Origin of the sequence: Neorhizobium sp. IRS_2294 (assembly GCF_050500145.1) — a bacterium.
Taxonomy (GTDB): domain Bacteria; phylum Pseudomonadota; class Alphaproteobacteria; order Rhizobiales; family Rhizobiaceae; genus Neorhizobium; species Neorhizobium soli.
In genome coordinates, this window is the sequence record NZ_CP191439.1 from 317,986 (window position 1) to 339,025 (window position 21,040).

24 protein-coding genes are annotated in these 21,040 nt (G+C 61.1%); 15 read left to right on the forward strand and 9 right to left on the reverse strand.

Annotated elements, in window-relative coordinates; translation table 11 throughout:
• Positions 1–89: 89 nt before the first annotated feature.
• From lnt to trmB, 4 genes are all read left to right on the forward strand, one after another.
• Positions 90–1,691, forward strand: a complete 1,602-nt coding sequence (lnt, locus tag ACQY1K_RS01625) for an apolipoprotein N-acyltransferase (RefSeq protein WP_430258141.1) — start codon at positions 90–92, stop codon at positions 1,689–1,691.
• Positions 1,692–1,840: 149 nt separating this feature from the next.
• Positions 1,841–2,260 carry a helix-turn-helix domain-containing protein gene (locus tag ACQY1K_RS01630; protein ID WP_062453994.1) on the forward strand — a complete coding sequence of 140 codons (420 nt, stop codon included), beginning with the start codon at positions 1,841–1,843 and terminating at the stop codon, positions 2,258–2,260.
• Between the two features lie 176 nt (positions 2,261–2,436).
• Complete coding sequence (gene metK, locus ACQY1K_RS01635) at positions 2,437–3,696, forward strand: methionine adenosyltransferase (protein WP_430258142.1); 1,260 nt, start codon at positions 2,437–2,439, stop codon at positions 3,694–3,696.
• 86 nt (positions 3,697–3,782) lie between these two features.
• Complete coding sequence (trmB, locus tag ACQY1K_RS01640; RefSeq protein WP_430258144.1) at positions 3,783–4,484, forward strand: tRNA (guanine(46)-N(7))-methyltransferase TrmB; 702 nt, start codon at positions 3,783–3,785, stop codon at positions 4,482–4,484.
• 12 nt (positions 4,485–4,496) lie between these two features.
• Here the strand turns inward: trmB and ACQY1K_RS01645 are convergent, their stop codons facing one another.
• Complete coding sequence (locus ACQY1K_RS01645) at positions 4,497–4,754, reverse strand: DUF1150 family protein (RefSeq protein ID WP_062453991.1); 258 nt, start codon at positions 4,752–4,754, stop codon at positions 4,497–4,499.
• Positions 4,755–4,797: 43 nt separating this feature from the next.
• Positions 4,798–5,241 carry an Hsp20 family protein gene (locus ACQY1K_RS01650; RefSeq protein ID WP_062578879.1) on the reverse strand — a complete coding sequence of 148 codons (444 nt, stop codon included), beginning with the start codon at positions 5,239–5,241 and terminating at the stop codon, positions 4,798–4,800.
• A gap of 160 nt (positions 5,242–5,401) precedes the next feature.
• On the opposite strand from ACQY1K_RS01650, the gene ACQY1K_RS01655 reads away from it, so the two are divergent.
• Positions 5,402–6,343, forward strand: coding sequence for a nucleoside hydrolase (locus tag ACQY1K_RS01655; RefSeq protein WP_430250558.1), 942 nt, complete (start codon positions 5,402–5,404; stop codon positions 6,341–6,343).
• Positions 6,344–6,445: 102 nt separating this feature from the next.
• On the opposite strand, the gene ACQY1K_RS01660 is transcribed toward ACQY1K_RS01655, so the two are convergent.
• Complete coding sequence (locus tag ACQY1K_RS01660; protein ID WP_062453988.1) at positions 6,446–7,306, reverse strand: LOG family protein; 861 nt, start codon at positions 7,304–7,306, stop codon at positions 6,446–6,448.
• A 164-nt stretch (positions 7,307–7,470) separates the two neighbouring features.
• Between ACQY1K_RS01660 and dapD the strand changes: the two genes are divergently transcribed.
• The 4 genes from dapD to ACQY1K_RS01680 are packed head-to-tail and all read left to right on the forward strand — an operon-like array spanning position 7,471 to position 10,783.
• Entirely contained in the window at positions 7,471–8,331 is an 861-nt protein-coding gene (gene dapD / locus ACQY1K_RS01665; RefSeq protein ID WP_113166991.1) for a 2,3,4,5-tetrahydropyridine-2,6-dicarboxylate N-succinyltransferase, read from the forward strand.
• A 15-nt stretch (positions 8,332–8,346) separates the two neighbouring features.
• Positions 8,347–9,543, forward strand: a complete 1,197-nt coding sequence (dapE, locus tag ACQY1K_RS01670; protein WP_430258146.1) for a succinyl-diaminopimelate desuccinylase — start codon at positions 8,347–8,349, stop codon at positions 9,541–9,543.
• Positions 9,527–10,138: a hypothetical protein gene (locus ACQY1K_RS01675; protein WP_430258148.1), complete on the forward strand. Its 612-nt coding sequence runs from the start codon at positions 9,527–9,529 to the stop codon at positions 10,136–10,138. Before dapE ends, ACQY1K_RS01675 begins: the two co-directional genes overlap by 17 nt.
• Before the next feature lie 48 nt (positions 10,139–10,186).
• Complete coding sequence (locus tag ACQY1K_RS01680; protein ID WP_325263959.1) at positions 10,187–10,783, forward strand: hypothetical protein; 597 nt, start codon at positions 10,187–10,189, stop codon at positions 10,781–10,783.
• On the opposite strand, the gene truA is transcribed toward ACQY1K_RS01680, so the two are convergent.
• Genes truA through def form a run of 3 tightly spaced genes read right to left on the reverse strand, consistent with a single transcriptional unit; the run spans position 10,771 to position 13,044 of the window.
• Positions 10,771–11,535, reverse strand: a complete 765-nt coding sequence (gene truA, locus ACQY1K_RS01685; RefSeq protein ID WP_430250554.1) for a tRNA pseudouridine(38-40) synthase TruA — start codon at positions 11,533–11,535, stop codon at positions 10,771–10,773. The two genes, ACQY1K_RS01680 and truA, sit on opposite strands and share 13 nt — an antisense overlap.
• The gene (fmt, locus tag ACQY1K_RS01690; protein ID WP_430258150.1) at positions 11,535–12,470 is read right to left on the reverse strand and encodes a methionyl-tRNA formyltransferase; all 936 of its coding nucleotides are present in this window, start codon (positions 12,468–12,470) and stop codon (positions 11,535–11,537) included. The genes truA and fmt overlap by 1 nt, the downstream gene beginning before the upstream one ends.
• 58 nt (positions 12,471–12,528) lie before the next feature.
• Complete coding sequence (gene def / locus ACQY1K_RS01695) at positions 12,529–13,044, reverse strand: peptide deformylase (RefSeq protein ID WP_430258152.1); 516 nt, start codon at positions 13,042–13,044, stop codon at positions 12,529–12,531.
• Positions 13,045–13,249: 205 nt separating this feature from the next.
• On the opposite strand from def, the gene ACQY1K_RS01700 reads away from it, so the two are divergent.
• Both ACQY1K_RS01700 and ACQY1K_RS01705 read left to right on the forward strand, forming a co-directional pair.
• The gene (locus ACQY1K_RS01700; protein ID WP_430258864.1) at positions 13,250–14,362 is read left to right on the forward strand and encodes a DNA recombination protein RmuC; all 1,113 of its coding nucleotides are present in this window, start codon (positions 13,250–13,252) and stop codon (positions 14,360–14,362) included.
• A gap of 49 nt (positions 14,363–14,411) precedes the next feature.
• Complete coding sequence (locus ACQY1K_RS01705) at positions 14,412–15,314, forward strand: ribokinase (RefSeq protein ID WP_062453980.1); 903 nt, start codon at positions 14,412–14,414, stop codon at positions 15,312–15,314.
• A 94-nt stretch (positions 15,315–15,408) separates the two neighbouring features.
• On the opposite strand, the gene ACQY1K_RS01710 is transcribed toward ACQY1K_RS01705, so the two are convergent.
• Both ACQY1K_RS01710 and ACQY1K_RS01715 read right to left on the reverse strand, forming a co-directional pair.
• Positions 15,409–16,137 carry an EF-hand domain-containing protein gene (locus tag ACQY1K_RS01710; protein ID WP_062453979.1) on the reverse strand — a complete coding sequence of 243 codons (729 nt, stop codon included), beginning with the start codon at positions 16,135–16,137 and terminating at the stop codon, positions 15,409–15,411.
• Positions 16,138–16,242: 105 nt separating this feature from the next.
• Entirely contained in the window at positions 16,243–16,956 is a 714-nt protein-coding gene (locus ACQY1K_RS01715) for a pyrimidine 5'-nucleotidase (RefSeq protein WP_184654148.1), read from the reverse strand.
• A gap of 106 nt (positions 16,957–17,062) precedes the next feature.
• Here ACQY1K_RS01715 and ACQY1K_RS01720 point away from each other — a divergent pair, with 106 nt between their 5' ends.
• Positions 17,063–17,965 carry a DMT family transporter gene (locus tag ACQY1K_RS01720; protein WP_430250551.1) on the forward strand — a complete coding sequence of 301 codons (903 nt, stop codon included), beginning with the start codon at positions 17,063–17,065 and terminating at the stop codon, positions 17,963–17,965.
• A 21-nt stretch (positions 17,966–17,986) separates the two neighbouring features.
• Here ACQY1K_RS01720 and argB read toward each other — a convergent pair whose 3' ends face one another.
• A complete protein-coding gene (gene argB, locus ACQY1K_RS01725) occupies positions 17,987–18,874 on the reverse strand; it encodes an acetylglutamate kinase (RefSeq protein ID WP_062453976.1) in 888 nt (295 codons plus the stop codon).
• Positions 18,875–19,016: 142 nt separating this feature from the next.
• Between argB and ACQY1K_RS01730 the strand changes: the two genes are divergently transcribed.
• The 3 genes from ACQY1K_RS01730 to ACQY1K_RS01740 all read left to right on the forward strand — a co-directional run bounded on the left by ACQY1K_RS01730 (position 19,017) and on the right by ACQY1K_RS01740 (position 21,021).
• Positions 19,017–19,556, forward strand: a complete 540-nt coding sequence (locus ACQY1K_RS01730; protein ID WP_062454914.1) for a sigma-70 family RNA polymerase sigma factor — start codon at positions 19,017–19,019, stop codon at positions 19,554–19,556.
• The gene (locus tag ACQY1K_RS01735) at positions 19,553–20,293 is read left to right on the forward strand and encodes an anti-sigma factor (protein ID WP_430258153.1); all 741 of its coding nucleotides are present in this window, start codon (positions 19,553–19,555) and stop codon (positions 20,291–20,293) included. The genes ACQY1K_RS01730 and ACQY1K_RS01735 overlap by 4 nt, the downstream gene beginning before the upstream one ends.
• A 170-nt stretch (positions 20,294–20,463) precedes the next feature.
• Positions 20,464–21,021 carry a fasciclin domain-containing protein gene (locus ACQY1K_RS01740; RefSeq protein WP_062453974.1) on the forward strand — a complete coding sequence of 186 codons (558 nt, stop codon included), beginning with the start codon at positions 20,464–20,466 and terminating at the stop codon, positions 21,019–21,021.
• The last annotated feature ends 19 nt before the right edge of the window (positions 21,022–21,040 follow it).

Consider the following 21,040-nt stretch of genomic DNA (forward strand, 5'->3'; position numbering starts at 1 on the left):
TTTCCAGGTGTTTTGAACAGCCTGCAACAGGACAAGCCGCAGTTTTTCATGAAAGACTGCGGCTTCTGATTCGGGCGAAGGGGACATCGATGGAGCGACTGGCTGGCAGGGTCATGCTTCTATGGGGCTGGCCGCGTATCTTCCTTGCGTTTTTTGCCGGCGCTGTCGGCGCACTCGCCCTTCCACCCTTCGGCTTCTTTGCTGCCCTGTTCGTGTCTTTCACGCTGTTCATCTGGCTGATGGACGGCACGACCGGCAATCCGGATGGTGGGCGGCTCAGCCGCCTGCGATCGGCCTTTTTCCTCGGCTGGGTGTTCGGCTTCGGCTACTTCGTCGCCAGCCTCTGGTGGCTCGGCAATGCGCTTCTCGTCGAGGCGGACGAGTTTGCCTGGGCAATACCGCTTGCAGTTCTGGGTCTGCCGGCTTTTCTGGCGCTATTCTGGGGCTTTGCGGCGCTGGTGGCACGCATTCTCTGGTCCGATGGCTTGGGCAGGATTGCGGCTGCTGCGTTTGGCTTTGGCCTTGCGGAATGGCTGCGGGGCTTCATGCTGACGGGCTTTCCCTGGAACTCGATCGGCTACGGCGCCATGCCGATGCCGCTGATGATGCAGTCGGCCGCTCCGCTCGGCGTGACGGGTGTGACGGTGCTGGCTGTTTTCGTGTTCTCCGCACCGGCACTGATCGGGACCCGACGCGGCATGGGGCTTGGCCTCGCGCTCGCAGGTCTTCTCCTCTGCGCCCATCTAGGCTTCGGCGCCTGGCGGCTTGCGGGTGCCGACGCGGTGCTTTCAGCCACTGCCAAGGATCCGGTCGAGGTGCGCCTCGTCCAGCCGATGATCGACCAGTCGCGCAAACTCGACGATTCCGAGCGCGGGGCGATTTTTGAAGAACATCTGGCGATGACGGCGCTGCCCGCAAAGGATGGTGCAAAGCGTCCGGATATCATCGTCTGGCCGGAAACCTCGGTTCCGTTCATCTTGACCGATAATCCCGATGCCCTGTCGCGCATTGCTGACGTGCTGGAAGATGGTCAGGTTCTGGTGACCGGCGCCGTCCGCGCTGAAAATGCCGGGCCGGGTTTTGCGACCCGCTATTACAACTCGATCTACGTCATCGACAGCAACGGCCAGATCGTGTCGGCGTCGGACAAGGTGCATCTGGTCCCCTACGGCGAGTATGTGCCTTACGAGGACATGCTGCGGTCGCTCGGCATCCCCGATGCGATCGCCATGCCGGGCGGCTTTACCGCAGCACCGGGCCGCACCATGCTGACGCTGCCGGGCGGGAAAACCTTCTATCCGCTGATCTGCTACGAAGCGATCTTCCCGGATGAAATCGGTGCCGGCATTGAACGCTCGAGCGCGCTCTTGAACGTCACCAACGATGGATGGTTCGGTGAAACGCCCGGACCCTTCCAGCATTTCCAGCAGGCGCGTGTCCGGGCTGTCGAAAACGGCATGCCGTTGATTCGCGGTGCCAACACCGGTATTTCGGCTTTCGTCGATCCTTTCGGCAGGGTCGTACGCGGCCTGGATTACAATCAAAAGGGTGTGATTGACTCAACCATGTCGAGTGTCGAAGTCCCATTTTGGAACGCTTCCGAACGGCGTTTTTACTTCTGGTTGCTGATATGTCTCATGTTTGTGATTGCACTTATTTCCCGTACAAGTTTTAAATTCTGGAAGAATTGACCCAAAACCCCTAAAATTGCATAGTGGTTTGGCCTATCGTCTCGCCATACACCTTGCTTGCCGGATTTGTTGTGACCGGCGCCACCAAAGTGTATCTCCCACACGCGGACCGGGTTGAAGATTGACAGCAACTTCGTCAGGACGTCGTTATGATTGAAAACAAGAAGAAGCCGAACCCGATTGATATTCACGTCGGGAGCCGGATTCGTCTGCGCCGCACAATGCTGGGCATGAGCCAGGAAAAGCTGGGGGAGAGCCTTGGTATCACATTCCAGCAGATTCAGAAATACGAGAAGGGAACGAACCGCGTTGGCGCCAGCCGTCTGCAGAACATTTCGTCCATCTTGAACGTCCCGGTCTCCTTCTTCTTCGAAGATGCGCCAGGCGATCAGGCGGGTGGAGCGTCCGGTATGGCGGAAGCATCCAGCTCGAACTACGTGGTTGATTTCCTGTCGTCCTCTGAGGGGCTGCAGTTGAACCGCGCATTTGTGAAGATCGCCGATCCCAAGGTTCGCCGCCGTTTGGTGGATCTGGTCAAGGCGCTTGCCGCCGATGCCGAGACGGAATGACCGGTCGACCGGTCATTATTTGAAAGGCGGCCTCCGGGCCGCTTTTTTTATGCCGTGACCTCAAGGAATTGGTAATCGCTTGGACGCATAAAGATATATTTATGTCGTTGTACGCTTGTTTTCGGCGCATGAACTTACTAAACATTCGATGTCTGTTCTTTGAGGGGAATCCCGTTATGCGCGCCAGTTATCTGTTCACGAGTGAGTCCGTTGCAGAAGGTCATCCGGACAAGGTCTGCGATCGTATTTCCGATGAGATCGTCGATCTCGTCTACCGCGAAGCCGCAAAGACCGGGATTGATCCTTGGGGCGTCCGCATCGCTTGTGAAACGCTGGCGACGACAAACCGGGTGGTGATTGCGGGCGAAGTCCGCCTACCGCCGAGCCTGATGAAGAAGGACAAGAACGGCGTTGACGTGATCAACCCGTCGAAGTTCAAATCCGCTGCCCGCCGCGCGATCCGCGACATTGGCTACGAGCAGGATGGCTTCAACTGGAAGACCGTCAAGATCGACGTGCTCCTCCATTCGCAGTCCGCCGATATCGCGCAGGGCGTCGATAACGCAAGCGACCGTCAGGGCGACGAAGGTGCCGGCGACCAGGGCATCATGTTCGGTTACGCCTGCAAGGAAACGCCGGACCTGATGCCGGCGCCGATCTATTATTCGCACAAGATCCTGCAGCTGCTTGCCACGGCCCGCAAGAAGGGCGAGGGCGAAGCCGCCAAGCTCGGTCCCGATGCCAAGAGCCAGGTGACCGTCCGCTACGAAAACGGCAAGCCCGCCGCCGTCGACTCGATCGTGCTCTCCACCCAGCATATTGATCCCAGCTGGGACTCGAAGAAGGTACGCTCCGTCGTCGAACCCTATATCCGCGAAGCGCTGGGCGAACTCCCGATCGCCGCCGACTGCAAGTGGTACATCAACCCCACCGGCAAGTTCGTCATCGGCGGTCCCGATGGCGATGCAGGCCTCACCGGCCGCAAGATCATCGTCGATACCTACGGTGGCGCAGCGCCCCATGGCGGCGGCGCATTCTCCGGCAAGGACACGACAAAGGTCGACCGTTCGGCAGCCTATGCAGCCCGCTACCTCGCCAAGAATGTCGTGGCCGCCGGCTTTGCCGAACGCTGCACATTGCAGATTTCCTACGCGATCGGCATTTCCCAGCCGCTGTCGATCTATGTCGACCTGCACGGAACCGGCAAGAACGTGACGGAAGACCAGATCGAAGCGGCAATCCGCAAGACCATGGACCTTTCCCCGTCCGGCATCCGCCGTCACCTCGATCTCAACAAGCCGATCTATGCAAAGACGTCCGCTTACGGCCATTTCGGTCGCAAGGCCGGTCGCGACGGTTCCTTCTCCTGGGAAAAGACCGATCTCGTGAAGCCTTTGAAGGACGCCCTCAAGGGTGATCAGCTCGAAGCGGCCTGATCGCCCTTTACGAGCACGCCTGTAAAACAGTAAAGCGGGTGCCTTCTGCCGAAGGCGTCCGCTTTTACCGTGAGAGAATTCGATCCATGACCGACAAGCCGCATCCCAGCCGTTCCACGGAAGCCTTTTTCGGCCGCCGCAAGGGAAAGCCGTTGCGCGAGAAGCAGGCGGAAGGTCTGGCAACGCTCTTGCCGCAGCTGAAGCTGGATCTCGCCAACCCTGCACCGGATAGGATCGAGAGCCTCTACGACTTCTCTGTCGAGCGGATGCGGCTGGAAATCGGTTTCGGTGGCGGCGAGCACCTGATCCACCGCGCCGCCGAAAATCCGTCGACCGGCTTTATCGGCGTCGAACCCTTCGTCAATTCCATGGCAAAGCTTCTGACCAGCGTGGAAGAGCAGGGCCTGCGCAACATCCGCCTTTACGATGACGATGCGACCCAGGTTCTGGACTGGCTGCCGGATGCGTCGATCGATCAGATCGACCTTCTCTACGCCGATCCGTGGCCAAAGCGGAAGCACTGGAAGCGCCGCTTCGTGTCGCAGGTCAACCTGGAGCGGTTCCACCGCGTGCTGAAGCCGGGCGCAACATTCTGCTTCGCCTCCGACATCGATACCTATGTGAACTGGACGCTGATCCATTGCCGCGATCATGGCGGCTTTGCCTGGCAGGCAGAACAGGCTTCGGACTGGCTCACGCCCTATGCCGGCTGGCCGGGTACGCGATACGAGAACAAGGCTCGCCGGGAAGGACGGTCATCCGCCTACCTGACATTCATCAAGGTCTGACGCTCATTCCGATCAGTGCAGGGTGACGGTCTTCAGCTCGTCTTCGGCAGCCTTGAAAAAGGTGCTGGAGCGGTTGTCGGTGAGCAGGATCGGCGTACCGTCCGCACCGAACAGGGCCCAAAGGTCAAGGCTGGGATCGATGTCCGGAGCCTCGGGAAAACAGCGGGACACATCGTCCGACTTCATCTTGCGAATGTAACCGACTTCGCCGTTTCCGAGATGCGCGAGTTCGGACTCCGTCAAGCTCGGATTCGCTTCTTTCATAAGCATTTCTGCCTCCACAGTGGGGACGCATCAGCGATTGCTGATTGATCTACTGTGAGACGGAAATGTTAATTTTTCGCACTACACGCTCCGGCTCGGGGCGGATCAGATCGATCGAGAGAAGACCATTTTTCAACGATGCGCCGGACACCTGCATCCCGTCCGCCAGCACGAAGATCCGCTGGAATTGGCGGGCCGCAATACCGCGGTAGAGGTAGTCGCGCTCGTTCTGCTCGGCCTGCCGGCCGCGAATGATAAGCTGGTTTTCTTCGGTCATGACCTCGAGCTCGGCCTCCGAAAAACCGGCAACCGCAAGCGTGATGCGCAGCAGGTCGCCTTCGTCTTCGGGCGGCTCGTTACCCGCTGTCTTCTTGACGCGCTCGATATTGTAGGGCGGGTAGCCGTCGCTTCCCTTGCCCAATCGCTCGAGTGTCTTTTCCATCGCGTCGAAGCCCAGAAGAAGAGGGCTTGCGAAAGGTGTCATACGGCTCATCGGTCGTCCCAGCTTTTATCCAGCGACTGTGCCGGCGTCCATAAGGCCCGCCGACGGGTCAATATATGGGAATTTGCGGCAGTCAGCGCAAGACGCCGGCGAGCGCTTGACACGATCCGCAACCCGGCTCAAAAACCCGTAAAGTTCAAGGGGAAGAGACATGCAACGCAGAAAGATCATTATCGACACCGATCCCGGTCAGGACGACGCAGCGGCCATCATGCTGGCCTTTGCGAGCCCCGACGAGCTGGATGTGCTGGGTTTGACTGCCGTTGCCGGCAACGTGCCGCTGTCGTTTACCAGCCGCAATCTGAGGATCGTCTGCGAGCTCTGCGGCAGGCCCGATGCCAAGGTCTATGAAGGTGCATTGAAGCCATTGAACCGGCCGCAGGTGACCGCCGAACACGTCCACGGCAAGACTGGTCTCGACGGAGCGGAACTGCCTGAGCCGACCATGGCGGCGCAGGAACAGAACGCCATCGACTTCATCATCGAGACGCTGCGCCGCGAGCCGGAAGGCACCGTGACGCTTTGCACGCTCGGTCCGCTCACCAACATCGCCATGGCGCTCACCAAGGCGCCGGACATTGCTTCGCGCGTCCAGGAACTGGTGATGATGGGTGGCGGCCTGTTCGAAGGCGGCAACATCACGCCAGCAGCCGAATTCAACATCTATGTGGATCCGGAGGCGGCCAAGATCGTGTTCGGCGCCGGTATCCCTGTAGTCATGATGCCGCTCGATGTCACGCATCAGCTGCTGACCACCAAGGCACGGGTCGAAAAGATCGCCGCACTCGGCAACCGCCCGTCGCAGGTTCTCGTCGAATGGCTTGCCTTCTTCGAGCGCTTCGACATCGAGAAATACGGCTCCGACGGCGGCCCGCTGCATGACCCGTCGGTCATCGCCTATCTCCTGAAGCCGGAGCTCTTTACCGGCCGCCATTGCAATGTCGAGATCGAGACCGAATCGGAACTCACCGTCGGCATGACGGTCGCCGACTGGTGGGGCGTTACCGGCCGCACGGCCAATGCGACCTTCATGCGCCATGTCGACGCGGATGGTTTCTTCGAATTGCTGACGGAGCGCGTCGGTCGTCTCTAGGGCCTAAGCTCAACCGGCAAGCTGAATGGTCATTGCCCGATCAGGGCCTGTTTCCTCTCCCCGCGCACGGGGAGAGGGTAAGGAACCTGCACCGTCCCACCTTCAAAGCCCGTAGAAATCCGCGATGATCTTCCACGCCTGATCTGCGGTTTCCACAAAGCTGATCAACTCAAGATCCTTCGGCGAGATCGTGCCGAAATCGGCAAGCGCTTCGAAGTTGACGATGCCGCGCCAGAACTTTTCTGAAAACAGGATGAGCGGGATTCGCTCCATGCGCTTGGTCTGGATCAGCGTCAGCGCCTCGAACATCTCGTCGAGCGTGCCGAAACCGCCCGGGAAGACGGCGACGGCCTTGGCCCGCATCAGGAAATGCATCTTGCGGATCGCGAAATAGTGGAAGTTGAACGAGAGCTCCGGCGTCACGTAAGGATTGGGCGCCTGTTCGTGCGGCAGCATGATGTTGAGCCCGATGCTCGGTGCGCCAACCTCCGACGCGCCAAGGTTGCCGGCCTCCATCACGCCCGGTCCGCCACCGGTCACGACCACATATTCCTGATGGTCGTAGGCTGCCGAATGCACACCACAGAGCGTCGCGAACTTGCGGGCCTCTTCGTAGAAAACCGAGGCTGCGATCAGGTTATTGCGCTGGGTCTCGTTGTGAGCCGCCCAAGGCGCCTGGCCCGGTGCCGGAATGCGGGCACCGCCGAACAGCACGACCGTGGATTTGATCCCGGCCTCGGCGAGCATCATCTCAGCCTTCATGAGTTCCAGCTGCAGCCGCACCGGCCGCAATTCTTCGCGGCTCAGGAAATCCTCATCGGCAAAGGCAAGGCGATAGGTCGGCGACAGCGTCTGCGGTGTTTTCGGCTGAACTGCGGCGGCACTTTTGTCGGCCTTGTTGTCCTTCAGCGGATCCCAGACCCCGTCCTTCCGCCGTGGTCCGTCATTCTTCACCCGTGCCATCGCAATAACCCTTCTGGAGCCGTTCGCTTATATGCGTTGACGCCAATTCGCATTGACGCTTGAGTGCCGGTCGCTTAGAGCAATTGGCACCATTTGGCCAGCCGCACGGCTGTGTCCCGGGCCTTTGCGGCCATCACGATATCGACGACGACGAAGGATTTCCCATGAGCAGCGCAGACCTCTCCTCCCTCGAAAAGACGATCGAAACCGCGTTCGACAACCGCGACAGCGTGACGATCTCGACCAAGGGAGAGATCCGCGATGCCGTAGAGCAGTCGCTCAACCTTCTCGATGCCGGCGAGGCGCGTGTGGCCGTGCGCGGCGAGGATGGCAGCTGGACCGTCAACCAGTGGCTGAAGAAGGCGGTTCTTCTGTCCTTCCGCCTCAACGACATGGAAGTCGTCAAGGGCGGCCCCGGCGCCTCCACCTGGTGGGACAAGGTTCCTTCGAAGTTCGAAGGCTGGGGCGAGAACCAGTTCCGCTCGGCCGGTTTCCGCGCCGTGCCGAACGCCGTCGTGCGCCGCTCGGCCTATATCGGCAAGAACGTCGTGCTGATGCCGTCCTTCGTCAATCTCGGCGCCTATGTCGATGAAGGCACGATGGTCGATACCTGGGCAACCGTCGGTTCCTGCGCACAGATCGGCAAGAACGTGCACCTGTCGGGCGGCGTTGGCATTGGCGGCGTGCTGGAGCCGATGCAGGCCGGCCCGACCATCATCGAGGACAATTGCTTTATCGGCGCCCGCTCGGAAGTCGTCGAAGGCTGCATCATTCGCGAAGGCTCGGTCCTCGGAATGGGCGTCTACATCGGAAAGTCGACCAAGATCGTCAATCGCGCCACCGGCGAAGTCTCGTTCGGCGAAGTGCCGCCTTACTCGGTCGTCGTTGCCGGCTCGATGCCGTCAGGCAATGCCACGATGCCGAACGGCCTGGCCGCACCGCATCTCTATTGCGCCGTCATCGTCAAGACGGTCGATGAAAAGACCCGCTCCAAGACCGGTATCAACGAACTGCTGCGCGACTAACCGAAGGCAATCCCGATGTCCGCTGTCGATCCGATCGCAAACCTGCGGGACCTCATCCGCTGCCCATCCGTCACGCCTGCCGAAGGCGGCGCCCTGTCGGCGCTTGAGGCGATGCTTTCACCGCTCGGCTTTACCGTCGAGCGGATGGTGGCGACCGAGCCCGGCATGCCCGACATCGAGAACCTCTATGCCCGGCTTGGAACGAGCGGTCCGCACCTGATGTTTGCCGGCCATACGGATGTGGTGCCGGTCGGCGACGAGGCATCCTGGAGCCATCCTCCGTTTTCCGCCGAAATCGAGGGCGGAGAAATGTTCGGCCGCGGCGCCGTCGACATGAAGGGCGGCATTGCCTGCTTTGCTGCAGCGGTTGCCCGCCATATCGAAGAACACGGCGCACCGCAGGGCTCTATCTCCTTCCTGATCACTGGCGACGAGGAAGGCCCGGCCGTCAACGGCACCGAGAAGCTGCTGAAATGGGCAGCCGACAAGGGCGAGCGCTGGGATGCCTGCCTGGTCGGCGAACCGACCAATCCGGATGTGCTCGGCGACATGATCAAGATCGGCCGCCGCGGCTCCGTCTCCGGCAAGGTCACGGTCCATGGCGTTCAGGGCCACGCGGCCTATCCGCATCTCGCCGATAACGCTGTACGCGGGCTGCTGCCGCTGGCGCATGCCCTGATGCACCCGCGATTCGACGAAGGCACACCGGAATTCCCGGCCTCCAACCTCGAAGTCACCACGGTCGATATCGGCAACCCGGCCACCAATGTCGTGCCTGCCAAGGCGAGTTTTGCCTTCAACATCCGCTTCAACGACACCTGGACGGCCGAAACCGTCCAGGCCGAGATCCTGCGCCGTCTCGATACGGCGGCAGGCGATCAGACGCTGCGTCCCGGTCGCGACAAGGTCCGCTACGAGATCGTCTGGGCCGAGCGACCGAGCCACGTCTTTTTGACCCGCAACAACGCGCTGATCAGTTCGCTGTCCGGCGCTGTCGAGGCCGTGACGGGCAGGGTGCCGGCGCTGTCGACCACCGGCGGCACATCCGATGCGCGTTTCATCAAGGATTATTGCCCGGTCGTCGAGTTCGGCCTCGTCGGCCAGACCATGCACATGGTGGACGAGCGGGTAGCGATCGCGGACCTTGAAACGCTGACGCAGATCTACGGAACCTTCCTCTCCCGCTGGTTCGACGATGCTGCGGTTTCATGACCTCAGCCATCACCTGAGCGGCCTCTGGCTGCTGATCCGCGGCGATGCGCGCGGCCTCAGCGCCTTCGACATTTCCGACCAAGGCGTTGCCCGCTCCTTTTTCGCGATCTTGTGGTGCCTGCCCGCGATCGTTGCCGGATGGATGTTCAAGCGTGCCGAATATGCGCAGGCGCATCCCCGCGGCGGTGACGGTGTCCTCGCATTCGCCGGAAAGATGTTTCTGGTGGAGATCGCGCAGTGGATCGTTCCGGTTCTCGCCATCTGCCTCGTCGCTGTCGCCTTCGGACTGCGACCGCTGCTGCGCACGCTGATCGTCACGCGCAACTGGTTCACGGTGCCGCTGGTCTATGCATCTTACGTGACGGCATTCCCGGTCAGCCTTGCGCTGGACAGCCTGTTCGGTGCGGGCCTCGTTTACCGATATGGATTGCTTAGCGTCATGCTCGTCGGTGCAGTTCTTCTCTACTGGCGGCTCCTGACGACGGTTGTCGGCGGTTCCCCATGGTTGCGGGCTTCGCTGCTCGGGTTCACCGTGTTGACCGAACTGGTCGTCGTGTCCTGGCTGGAGACAAGCCTTGGAGTGACGGTCGCATGATTGCCCACCGCGGACATTCTTCCCGCATTCCCAATCCAAGAGGTGCCGATGCCCAGCTACGCTGAAGTCCGGTTTTACGTGTCCGGCATCTGGCTGCTGATCAAGGGCGATGAGCAAGGGTTCAAACAGCTCGATCTCTCCGACCGCGGCCTGCTGCGCTCCTTCTGGGCCTTTGTCTGGTGTCTGCCGGCAATGTTCGTCACCTGGGCCTGGTGGCGGATGATGTTTCTGCAGGCAATGCCGCCGGGGACGAAGACCGGAGGTCTGTTCTTCTTCAGGCTCGGCATGCTGGAGGCGATCGACTGGATCCTGCCGCTCATTCTGGTGGGCATCGTCTGCGCGCTGTTCGGGCTCGGCCAGAAATTCCCGACGATGGTGATCGTGGTCAACTGGCTGTCCGTGCCGTTTGCCTATGCTTATGCGGTTCTGGCGGCAGCCTTCATCCTGCCGATCGGCATGACCGGGTTTCTCGCCCTCCTGCATCTGTCGCTGCTGATTGTCGTCGTTGTCGCGCTGACGCGGGTGATGCGCATGCTCTGCGGCCCGCAGCCGCTGCTGGTGACGGCTCTGGTGATGGTGCTGATCGTGCCGGACATGCTTCTGTCCGAGATGCTGCAGCGGTTTCTCGGCGTCTACCCTTCCTGACGGTCGTCGGGATAATCCACCTTCATGAAATAGAGGCCATCCGGCGGTGCCACAGGACCGCAGCGCTTGCGGTCGCGCGCCTCGAGCGCTGCCCGAACGTCTTCAGGCGTGACATTGCCTTGTCCGGCGATCTTCAGCGTACCCGCAAACGAGCGGATCTGGTTGTGCAGAAAGCTCTGGGCCGAGGCGCGGATCTCGATCAGATCGCCTGAGCGCGTCACGTCCAGCCGATCGAGCGTCCGGACCGGGCTTTTCGCCTGGCAGTGGGTGGAGCGGAAGGTGGTAAAATCGTGATGCCCGACCAGCATCTGGGCTGCGGCATGCATCGCCTCGTGGTCGAGAGGTTTTGACACCCACCACGCCCGGTTCGCCTCGAGCGCCAAGGGAGAAGGGCGGTTGAGGATGCGGTAGAGGTAATGCCGCTTGGTGGCCGAGAACCGCGCATCGAAGGTCTCGTCGACGAGGCTGACATCGATGACCGAAACCTTTTCCGATGCCGTCATCAGATAGGCGTTGACGGCGTTGCGCAGCTTGTACGGCACCCACTCGCGGGAAAGATCCGTATGAACCGTCTGGCCCCAGGCATGTACGCCTGAATCGGTGCGCCCTGCGCCACGGACCGATACGGTCTCGCCGGTCAGCTTCAGGATCGCTTTCTGCAGCGCGGCCTGCACCGAATGACCGTTGTCCTGCATCTGCCAGCCCACATAGGACGTGCCGTCATATTCGACGATCATCTTGTAACGCGGCATCAGGCCACCCGCATTCCGGCCGTGATCGCCGTGCCACGCAGGAAATCGGCCGCATCCAGCGCCTTGCCGCCGGCCTTCTGCAGCCGCGTCAGGCAAACGGTGCCATCACCGCAGGCGATCGTCAGGTGGTCGTCCAGCACCGTGCCGGCGTCTCCCTGCCCGGAGCCCATTGCGGACGAGAGAACCTTGATCCGTTCCGGCTTTCCGTTGATCTCGGCCTCGAACCAGGCGCCCGGAAACGGAGAGAGCCCGCGGATATGGTTGTGAACGTCGCGCGCCGGTCTCGAGAAATCGATGCGAGTTTCGACCTTGTCGATCTTCGACGCGTAGAGCACGCCGTCAGCAGACTGCGGTGTCAGCGGCAGGTCGCCGGCTTCGAGCTTCTCCATCGCCTCGACCATGGCGCGGGCGCCCGTCAGCATCAGCCGGTCATGCAACTCGCCTGCGGTCATGGCCTCGCCGATCTCGACTTCCCGGGTAAGCGCGACCGGGCCGGTATCGAGGCCCTTTTCCATCTGCATCACCATCATGCCGGTCTTTGCATCGCCAGCCATGATGGCGCGCTGGATCGGGGCAGCACCCCGCCAGCGCGGCAGCAGCGAAGCATGGCCGTTGTAGCAGCCGAGCCGCGTGCCTGTGAGGATCGCCTCAGGCAGAAGCAGGCCATAGGCGACGACGACGGCGACATCTGCCTTGAAGGACCTGAAGGTCTCGCGGTCTTCCTCACTTTTGAAATTGAGCGGCGTCAGGACCGGAATGCCGAGAAGTTCCGCCGCGTGATGCACCGGCGACTTGACGAGATCGAGCCCGCGGCGCCCGCCGGGACGCGGCGGCTGGCTATAGACCGCGACGATCTCGTGGCCTGCCTGCTTCAGGTTCTGCAGTGTAGGCACGGAAAATTCCGGCGTGCCCATGAAGATGATGCGAAGAGACATGGACCTTTCGCGCCCGCACGGAACGCGCCTTCATACCGAGATTGCCTGCAAGCGATCGCTAGACCGCCTTCGCCTTGGCAGCCTTGGTGAACCTCTTGACCACCATTTCGCGCTTCAGCCGCGATATATGGTCGATGAACAGCACGCCGTCCAGATGGTCGATCTCGTGCTGAAGGCAGGTGGCGAGCAGGCCATCGGCCTCGATCACGTGTTCCTTGCCGTCGCGACCGAGATGCTTGACCGTCACGGAAGCGGGGCGCTCCACCTCGGCATAGTATTCCGGGATGGAAAGGCAGCCTTCCTCATACACCGATCGCTCGTCCGAAGAGCGGATAATCTCCGGATTGATCACGACGATCGGGTTCTTCTCGTCCTCCTCGCGGGACACGTCGACCACGAGAATGCGGCGGGCAACGCCGATCTGGATCCCGGCAAGGCCGATGCCCGGAGCGTCGTACATGGTTTCCAGCATGTCGTCCGCGAGCTTCAAAAGTGCGTCGTCCACCCGTTCGAAAGGCTTGGACACCTGACGCAGGAGCGGATCTGGGAGAATGATAAGCGGCTTGATCGTCATGGCGATCCCATAACCTATCTTTTTCGCCGATGGAACAGCCCCGGATCGCCGTTTTCGATCAATGTTCCCGTTTTGATCTTTCCAATCCGCGGTTTTCTGCTAGCTTGCCGCCATGAATGACCTGTTCACCGAGATTTCCCGTTTTCTGGAGAGCCAGCACCCACTGGTGCTGATGGCTGCTTCGTGCATCTTCGGCATGCTTCTCATGTTGTTTCTCATGCGCCTTTCCGGAGGGAATAGCCGTCAAGCGGAAGACGCAGAGGCCCGTATGGGCGAACTGATGCGGATGCAGGGGGAAATGCAGGGCAGGCTTTCGGCGATGGGCGAAACGCTCGCGGCACGTCAGGTCGAACTCAGCCAGGTCGTCGGCCAGCGGCTTGATGGCATGACCCACCGGATCGGCGCAACCATCACCGAGCAGACCAGATCCACCCATGACAACCTGCGCCAGTTGCAGGAGCGCCTGGCCGTCATCGATGCTGCGCAGAACAACATTCAGAGCCTTGCCAAGGATGTCGTCGGATTGCAGGCGATCCTTTCCAACAAGCAGACGCGCGGCGCCTTCGGTCAGGGCCGGATGGAGGCGATTGTTGCCGACGGCCTGCCGATGGGTGCCTTCGAATTCCAGAAGACCCTGTCGAACGGGTCGAGACCAGACTGCGTGATCCGCATGCCGAACGGTTTGCCACCGCTGGTCATCGACGCGAAATTTCCGCTGGAGGCCTGGAATGCGTTTCGCGAAGCGGCTGCTCCCGAAGCACGCCGTGCCGCATCCCAGCAATTCCGTCGCGACATGGAAGTCCATATCCGCGATGTCTCGGAGAAATACCTGATCGCCGGAGAAACGCAGGACACCGCCTTTCTCTTCGTGCCGTCCGAATCGATTTTTGCCGAGATCCACGAGCATTTCGAGGGCGTGATCCAGAAGGCGCAGCGCGCGAGGATCGTCATCGTCTCGCCGTCGCTGCTGATGCTGTCAATCCAGGTCATCCAGGCCGTGCTGAAAGACCAGCGCATGCGCGAACAGGCGCATCTGATCCAGGGCGAGGTGGCCTTGCTGATGGAGGATCTCGGTCGCCTCGACGAGCGGACCCGCAAGCTGCAATCGCATTTCTTCGCAGCCCAGAAGGATGTCGAGCAGATCGTGACGTCGACCGAAAAGCTCGGCCGGCGCGGTGCAAGGATCGAAGCGCTCGAACTGGAAGCACCGGTGGCCGCCCCGATACCCCACGCTGGACCAACCCCCGCAGTTCCGGCATCCGGCGCAGTCGAAAGCCGCACCGGTTCGCTGCGCTTGAGGGTAGTTGACGAGGACTGATCCTCTCGGGCAGTGTCAGCCCGCATTTCACAAAACAGGCAGGCACAGCATGATTACCGTCTTCGGCTCCATCAACATGGATCTTATCGCAACGACGGAGCGGTTGCCGGGGCCGGGCGAAACGGTTGTGGGTTCGACCTTTGCGACAGCCTCCGGCGGCAAGGGTGCCAACCAGGCACTGGCCGCCCGCCGCGCAGGCAGCGACGTGCGCATGGTCGGCGCTGTCGGAAACGACGGTTTTGCAGACCCGGCGCTGGCTTTGCTCCAGGCATCCGGAACTGACCTGTCAGCGGTCACGCGGACAAACATTTCAACCGGCACAGCACTGATACTGGTTGGCGATGACAGCGGCGAGAACATGATCGCCGTCGTGCCCGGTGCCAATGGCACGATCGGCGAGGCGCAGGCGCAGGGCGCGGTGGAGGCCATGTCTCCATCCGACACGTTGATGCTGCAGCTCGAGATCCCGCCGGCAGCCGTCGAGGCGGCACTGCGCGCAGCAAAGGCGAAGGGCATCCGGACGATGATCAACACTGCGCCGCTGACGGCAGATGCGGTTCGACTATCCGGCCTCGCCGATATCGTCGTCGCCAACGAGACCGAATTCGAGTTGCTCGCAGGTTGCACGATCATCGACGCCCAAGCGCGCGAAGAAGTTTTGCGCCGCCTTCACAGTGAGACCGGCCAGACGTTCGTGGTCACGCTCGGTGGCGAAGGGGTCGTTGCCATGCTTGATGGTGAAATCCTGTCGGCCAAGGGCCTGAAGATAGAGCCCGTCGACACGGTGGGTGCCGGCGATACGTTCTGCGGCTATCTGGCTGCAAGTCTCGATCAGGGGATAGGCTTTGCAGATGCCCTGCGGCGCGCAGCCGTTGCGGGCTCGCTCGCATGCCTTCAGAGAGGCGCTCAGCCGTCTATCCCTGAGGTATCGGCCGTTGAGGCGCGGCTCTGACACGTTTCTGACAGTTAAAACGACTGGACCCGCCTCCCGGAAGGGAAGGCGGGTCCATCAGACGACTACCGGTCTAGTTCAGGGGGGCGTAGAACTAGAGGGGGCGGTCCGGCAGGTCGTCGATCGTGATCTGTCCGTCCTTGTTCGTGTCCATGCGGGCGAACAGCTTTTCGGTGGCAGCAGCGGCTTCTTCCTTGCTGATCTTGCGATCGCGGTTCTCGTCGATCATGCGGAACATGCCGGGGCCCATCATACCGTCGCCAGGTCCACCCCTAGGACCGCGATCTCGGCGAGCTTCCCGGCGCTCGTGCCGGTCGTGGTGGCGGTCACGGGCCTGCTCGCGGTCGGCACGTGGTCCGTCAGCCTTAGGGCCCTCAGCCTTAGGGCCTTCACCCTCGGGTCCTTCTGCCATCGGGCCGTCTGCATCCGGGCCTTCGTCCTCAGCCTCTTCAGGCGTCGGCGGCGGGTTGTTCTTGCGGAACTCGGCCATCTTGTTGTCACGGAAATCAACCATTTCACCGCGGGTTATGGACCCGTCCTTGTTGAGGTCGATCTCGGCGAAAAGCGCTTCCTGGCGAGCGGTCAGCTCTTCCTTGGAAATCTTGCCGTCCTTGTTCGTATCCGCCTGCTTGAGAAGGCGAACGAACATTACATCCTGCATCATCGCAGCGCGTGGACCGCCATGCGGGCCGCCGTCAGGGCCTCCGCGCCGACCTTCATGGTGGCGTGGTCCGTCAGGGCCTGGTGCAGCGAAGGCGGGGATGGCTGCGCCAGCGATAAGAGCAGCGCTCAGGCTTGCCAAAACTATCTTCTTCGCGATCATCGAGTGGTCCTTTCCGGTTGCTTCGATAGCCTGAAGATAGGATCGGCAACTGGTCAAAACCACTTAAACATCTGTAATGTAGATGAACTTTTGGTAAGGCGCGGCCTACGCGAATTTGAGGCCTGACAGGAATGCGGTGAGATCGTCGGTGACGTAATCGATGTGATCGTCCTCGTCGGAAAACTTTTCCCAGCGCTCAATGACGACAGTATCGAGGTTGCGCGGCACCAGCAGCACCGTGCGCATGCCGAGCGCTTTCGGCGCGACGAGGTTGCGGGGCAAGTCCTCGAACATCACGGCATTCTTCGTATCGACCGTGTGGAGGGCCGCAAACTTATCGTAGGTCTCGCCGGCGGGCTTGGGCAGGTAACCGGCGGCGACGATATCGAAGATGTCGTCGAAATCGTCGAGAATGCCGAGAGCGCGGGCAGCCGCCTGCGCATGCGGCACGCTGCCATTGGTAAAGATGAACTTGCGGCCGGGAAGCGCCCGGATTGCCGCGCCCAGTTCCGGATGCGGCAACAGCGCCGAGTAGTCGATCGCATGCGCCTGTTCGAGAAACCCGTCCGGATCGATACCGTGGTTCAGCATCAGGCCCTGCAGCGTCGTGCCATGCTCGTGGTAATACTGCTTCTGCAGTCGCTTGGCCTCGTCATGCTCCAGCTGCAGCAATTCCTGCACATAGGCCGTCATGTTCTTGTCGATCTGCGAAAACAGATTGACGTGATGCGGGTAGAGCGTGTTGTCGAGATCGAAAACCCAGTCACGGATATTTGCGAAATCGGCGGCGTCGGGGGCAGTCTTCGGCGTCTTGTCCATCGCCGTGTTATGCCAGCGTTTGAACGGGAAGAAAATCCGCCTCTACGAACATTTACACGCCGCACCGACCTTGGCCGGTCGTGACCCTGCGTGATACCGCCTTGGGATGGAACTTTGGATCCCCATAACCATCGCTGCCGCCTTTTGTCAGAATTTGCGGTCAGCGCTTCAGAAGCATCTGCAAGGCTCGCTCGGCACCCGCGGCGCAAGCTTCGTGCGCTTCGGCTACGGATTTCCGCTCGCCGTCATCTACGTGCTCGTTCTGCATTTCGGTGTGGGCTATGCATTGCCCAGCCCGGATCTTGAGTTCGTCTTCTGGGTCGTTCTCGGCGGGCTTGCGCAGATTTTCGCGACCATGCTTCTGGTCTACCTGTTTTCGCTAAGGAATTTCGCGGTCGGCACCGCCTATTCGAAGACCGAGCCGGTGCAGGCGGCGATCTTTGGCTTTATTATTCTGGGCGACAAACTGACCACCGGCGGCATAGTGGCGATCATCGTCGGGGTGATCGGGGTGATGCTGATCTCGATGGCCAATCTACCGCTCTCGTGGCGCAATCTCGGCACCGCCATGGTCGGCAGGATCGCGCTGATCGGCATGGCCTCGGGCGGCCTCTTCGCCATCGCCTCGATTTCCTTCCGATCCGCGTCGCTGTCGCTCAACGGACCCAATTCGATCATGCAGGCCGCCGTCACGCTGACCTGCGTCACGATATTCCAGACCGTTTTCATGCTGATCTGGATGCTGTGGAAGGACAAGCGAGAGATCGTCCAGGTCGCGCGCACCTGGCGCTCCTCGGCGCTTGTGGGGCTCGCTGGCGTTGTCGGCTCCGCCTGCTGGTTCACGGCCATGACGCTGCAGCAGGTGGCCTATGTGAAGGCGCTCGGCCAGATCGAGCTGATCTTCACCTTCGCCTCGTCCTATTTCCTGTTCCACGAGCGGTTGAACCGCATGGAACTGTCGGGCTGCCTGCTGATCGTCTGCGGCATTCTCGGCCTTCTGATGTCCTGAAGGCCGAGTTCTTGCTGCTGATCAGGGAACGATCAGCGTGCCCGCACCGTGTTCGGTAAAGATCTCGAGCAGCACCGAATGCGCGGTCTTGCCGTTCAGGATGACGACGCCCTGAACGCCTGCGCGGATCGCCTCGATGCAGGTTTCGACCTTGGGGATCATGCCGCCGGAAATCGTGCCATCCTTGATCAGCGCCTGTGCCTGCGCGACGGTCAGTTCCTTAATCAGGTTCTTGTCGCGGTCGAGCACGCCTGGAACGTCGGTGAGGAACAAGAGGCGGGTGGCATGCAGCGCGCCGGCAATGGCGCCCGCAAACGTGTCGGCATTGATGTTGTAGGTGGCGCCGTCGCGGCCGGGGGCCACGGGGGCGATGACGGGGATCATCTCGGACTTCGCCAGCAGGTCGAGCAGCGTCCGGTCGACTTCGACAACCTCACCGACGAAGCCGAGGTCGAGCACGCGCTCGATGCGGCTGTCGGGGTCGATGATGGTCTTTTTGGCCTTTTCGGCAAACACCATGTTGCCGTCCTTGCCGCAGAGACCGATCGCCCACTCGCCGGTCTGATTGATCAGCGCGACGATTTCCTTGTTGATCGATCCGGCCAGGACCATCTCGACGATCTCGACCGTCTTTGCGTCGGTGACGCGAAGCCCGCCCTCAAATTTCGATTCGATGCCCATCTTGGTCAGCATCGCGCCGATCTGCGGGCCGCCGCCATGAACGACGATCGGGTTGACGCCGGACTGCTTGAGAAGCGCGATATCGGCCGCGAAAGCCTTGCCCAGAGCCATATCGCCCATTGCATGGCCGCCGTATTTGACGACGATCGTCTTGTTCTCGTAGCGCTGCATATAGGGCAGCGCCTGTGCCAGAAGTTGTGCCTGAAGTTCGCTTTCCGAAGCCGTCATGGAAATACCTCTGGGGAAATGTGTGGGGCCTTTTAACGCATGTTTTTGACAGATCAAATAATTCATGAGCAAAATTACGGTGAGGCATGTATGTGGCAGCGATGCATTGCGTCTTGTGCCGCACGGGGAGGCTTTGGTTTTGGTGAGTGATCGCGAGATTGCCGAATTGATCGGCCGCGTAGGTTTGCGCGACCGGACGGCATTCACAAAGCTTTATTCCGGCGTTTCGCCGAAACTATTCGCAGTCTGCCTGCGTATCCTGAAGGATAGGGCCGAATCAGAAGATGCCCTGCAGGAGATTTTCGTGCGGATATGGCAGAGAGCCGATCGGTTTGCCCCTTCGGGAACAAGCGCAGCCGGTTGGCTCGTCGCCATCGCCCGAAACCATTCGATCGACCGCCTTCGCGCCCGCCGGCCCGTGACGGACGCTCTGGAAGACAGGACGGATATCGCCGACCTCGGTCCTGATCCGGAGGAGGCATCGGTGATGCGCGGTGAAGGAAGGCGCATTGACAGCTGCATGCAGGAGCTCGATCCTGACCGCGCAGGTGCAGTCAAAAGCGCCTATGTCGAAGGCCTGACCTATCAGGAACTGGCGGAACGCCATGGCGTGCCGCTGAATACGATGCGAACCTGGCTGAGGCGCAGCCTTCTCAAGCTGAGGGAGTGCCTGGACCGATGACGACACCAGACCAAAGCGAAAACGATCGCTCCCGCGACCAGCTTCTGGCTGGCGAATATGTGCTCGGGGTCCTGCCGCTTGACCAGCGCCGCCGCGTCGAGGATCGCATCGTCCGTGATGCGGCCTTTGCGGCCATGGTGATGCGCTGGCAGGAAAACCTGTCTTCCGACCTCGATGCGGAATACGGCGAGGAACGTCCGCCGAAAGGCGTTTACGCCAGGATCGAAAAGCGCGTCTTCGCCCAGAACGGTTTCGGAAACGAGCTGGCACGCGGTGGATGGTGGAACTCGCTGCTTTTATGGCGCGGCGTGTCATTCGCCTCGATTGCCCTTTTGGTGACATACGCGTCCTTGTCAACGGGCTGGATCGGCGGACCTGTGGGTGTCTCTGCGCCGGGCAAGCAACTGGTCGCCGAGATGAGCGGCGAGGGCAATGCGTTCGGCCTGAGGGCGCGGTATGACGGTGCCAGCGGTCGCTTGCAGCTGACGCCCGTTGCCGCAACGACGGCGGAACGCCGCTCGCTCGAACTGTGGCTTGTCCCCGGCAGCGGTGAAGAAGCAATCTCGCTCGGTATCCTGCCGGAAAGCGGCAGCGACACGATCGAAGTGCCGGCCGGGCATCGCAAGCGTGTCGAGAACGGCGCGTCCTTCGCCGTCAGCCTTGAACCATTGGGCGGCTCGCCGACCGGTCACCGGACCGGGCCGGTTCTCGCCGTCGGAAAAATCCGGGATCTCTAATTAAGGAATGCTAAATCAAAGGCATAGCGGATTTCTGTCTTCGCGTCGCTAGCCTTTGAAACTCTTCCAGCTTTCCTCTCGTCTCTAGCCATGTCCCCACAGAGGGAAAGCCGGACCTGGGAGGCGCCTTCAGCGCCGGGGTCGTTCAGGCTGTAGAGAGGAAGAGAACAATGTTTAAATCCGCAATCCGCCTTGCCGCATGCGCCGCAATCCTGTCCGCCTCCGTTGCCGGCGCCTACGCCGCAAACCCGAAGGTCGGTGGCGCTGCCATGTATGAAGACAAGAACATCGTCGAGAATGCCATGAACTCCAAGGATCACACGACGCTGGTCGCCGCCGTGAAGGCAGCGGGCCTCGTCGAGACCCTGCAGGGCAAAGGTCCGTTCACCGTGTTCGCGCCCACCAACGAAGCCTTCGCCGCGCTGCCGAAGGGCACCGTCGAAACCCTGTTGAAGCCGGAAAACAAGGCACAGCTGACCAAGATCCTTACCTGCCACGTGGTGGCCGCGAACGCCATGTCGACGGCGATCGAAAAGATGATCAAGGACGACAAGGGCACGCATGACGTCAAGACCGTCGGCGGCTGCGTTCTGAAGGCCAAGGAAAGCATGGGCAAGATCACGCTCACCGACGAAACCGGTGGTGTGGCAACCGTGACGATCGCCGACGTCAAGCAGTCGAACGGCGTCATTCACGTCATCGACAAGGTTCTGCTGCCAAAGATGTAACGGCTGACCAAAGCAGGTC

Coding starts and splice junctions, on each gene's coding strand:
- lnt (WP_430258141.1), top strand. CDS start 90: ATGGAGCGACTGGCTGGCAGGGTCATGCTTCTATGGGGCTGGCCGCGT.
- ACQY1K_RS01630 (WP_062453994.1), top strand. CDS start 1,841: ATGATTGAAAACAAGAAGAAGCCGAACCCGATTGATATTCACGTCGGG.
- metK (WP_430258142.1), top strand. CDS start 2,437: ATGCGCGCCAGTTATCTGTTCACGAGTGAGTCCGTTGCAGAAGGTCAT.
- trmB (WP_430258144.1), top strand. CDS start 3,783: ATGACCGACAAGCCGCATCCCAGCCGTTCCACGGAAGCCTTTTTCGGC.
- ACQY1K_RS01645 (WP_062453991.1), bottom strand. CDS start 4,754: ATGCTTATGAAAGAAGCGAATCCGAGCTTGACGGAGTCCGAACTCGCG.
- ACQY1K_RS01650 (WP_062578879.1), bottom strand. CDS start 5,241: ATGAGCCGTATGACACCTTTCGCAAGCCCTCTTCTTCTGGGCTTCGAC.
- ACQY1K_RS01655 (WP_430250558.1), top strand. CDS start 5,402: ATGCAACGCAGAAAGATCATTATCGACACCGATCCCGGTCAGGACGAC.
- ACQY1K_RS01660 (WP_062453988.1), bottom strand. CDS start 7,306: ATGGCACGGGTGAAGAATGACGGACCACGGCGGAAGGACGGGGTCTGG.
- dapD (WP_113166991.1), top strand. CDS start 7,471: ATGAGCAGCGCAGACCTCTCCTCCCTCGAAAAGACGATCGAAACCGCG.
- dapE (WP_430258146.1), top strand. CDS start 8,347: ATGTCCGCTGTCGATCCGATCGCAAACCTGCGGGACCTCATCCGCTGC.
- ACQY1K_RS01675 (WP_430258148.1), top strand. CDS start 9,527: ATGCTGCGGTTTCATGACCTCAGCCATCACCTGAGCGGCCTCTGGCTG.
- ACQY1K_RS01680 (WP_325263959.1), top strand. CDS start 10,187: ATGCCCAGCTACGCTGAAGTCCGGTTTTACGTGTCCGGCATCTGGCTG.
- truA (WP_430250554.1), bottom strand. CDS start 11,535: ATGCCGCGTTACAAGATGATCGTCGAATATGACGGCACGTCCTATGTG.
- fmt (WP_430258150.1), bottom strand. CDS start 12,470: ATGTCTCTTCGCATCATCTTCATGGGCACGCCGGAATTTTCCGTGCCT.
- def (WP_430258152.1), bottom strand. CDS start 13,044: ATGACGATCAAGCCGCTTATCATTCTCCCAGATCCGCTCCTGCGTCAG.
- ACQY1K_RS01700 (WP_430258864.1), top strand. CDS start 13,250: ATGTTGTTTCTCATGCGCCTTTCCGGAGGGAATAGCCGTCAAGCGGAA.
- ACQY1K_RS01705 (WP_062453980.1), top strand. CDS start 14,412: ATGATTACCGTCTTCGGCTCCATCAACATGGATCTTATCGCAACGACG.
- ACQY1K_RS01710 (WP_062453979.1), bottom strand. CDS start 16,137: ATGATCGCGAAGAAGATAGTTTTGGCAAGCCTGAGCGCTGCTCTTATC.
- ACQY1K_RS01715 (WP_184654148.1), bottom strand. CDS start 16,956: ATGGACAAGACGCCGAAGACTGCCCCCGACGCCGCCGATTTCGCAAAT.
- ACQY1K_RS01720 (WP_430250551.1), top strand. CDS start 17,063: ATGGAACTTTGGATCCCCATAACCATCGCTGCCGCCTTTTGTCAGAAT.
- argB (WP_062453976.1), bottom strand. CDS start 18,874: ATGACGGCTTCGGAAAGCGAACTTCAGGCACAACTTCTGGCACAGGCG.
- ACQY1K_RS01735 (WP_430258153.1), top strand. CDS start 19,553: ATGACGACACCAGACCAAAGCGAAAACGATCGCTCCCGCGACCAGCTT.
- ACQY1K_RS01740 (WP_062453974.1), top strand. CDS start 20,464: ATGTTTAAATCCGCAATCCGCCTTGCCGCATGCGCCGCAATCCTGTCC.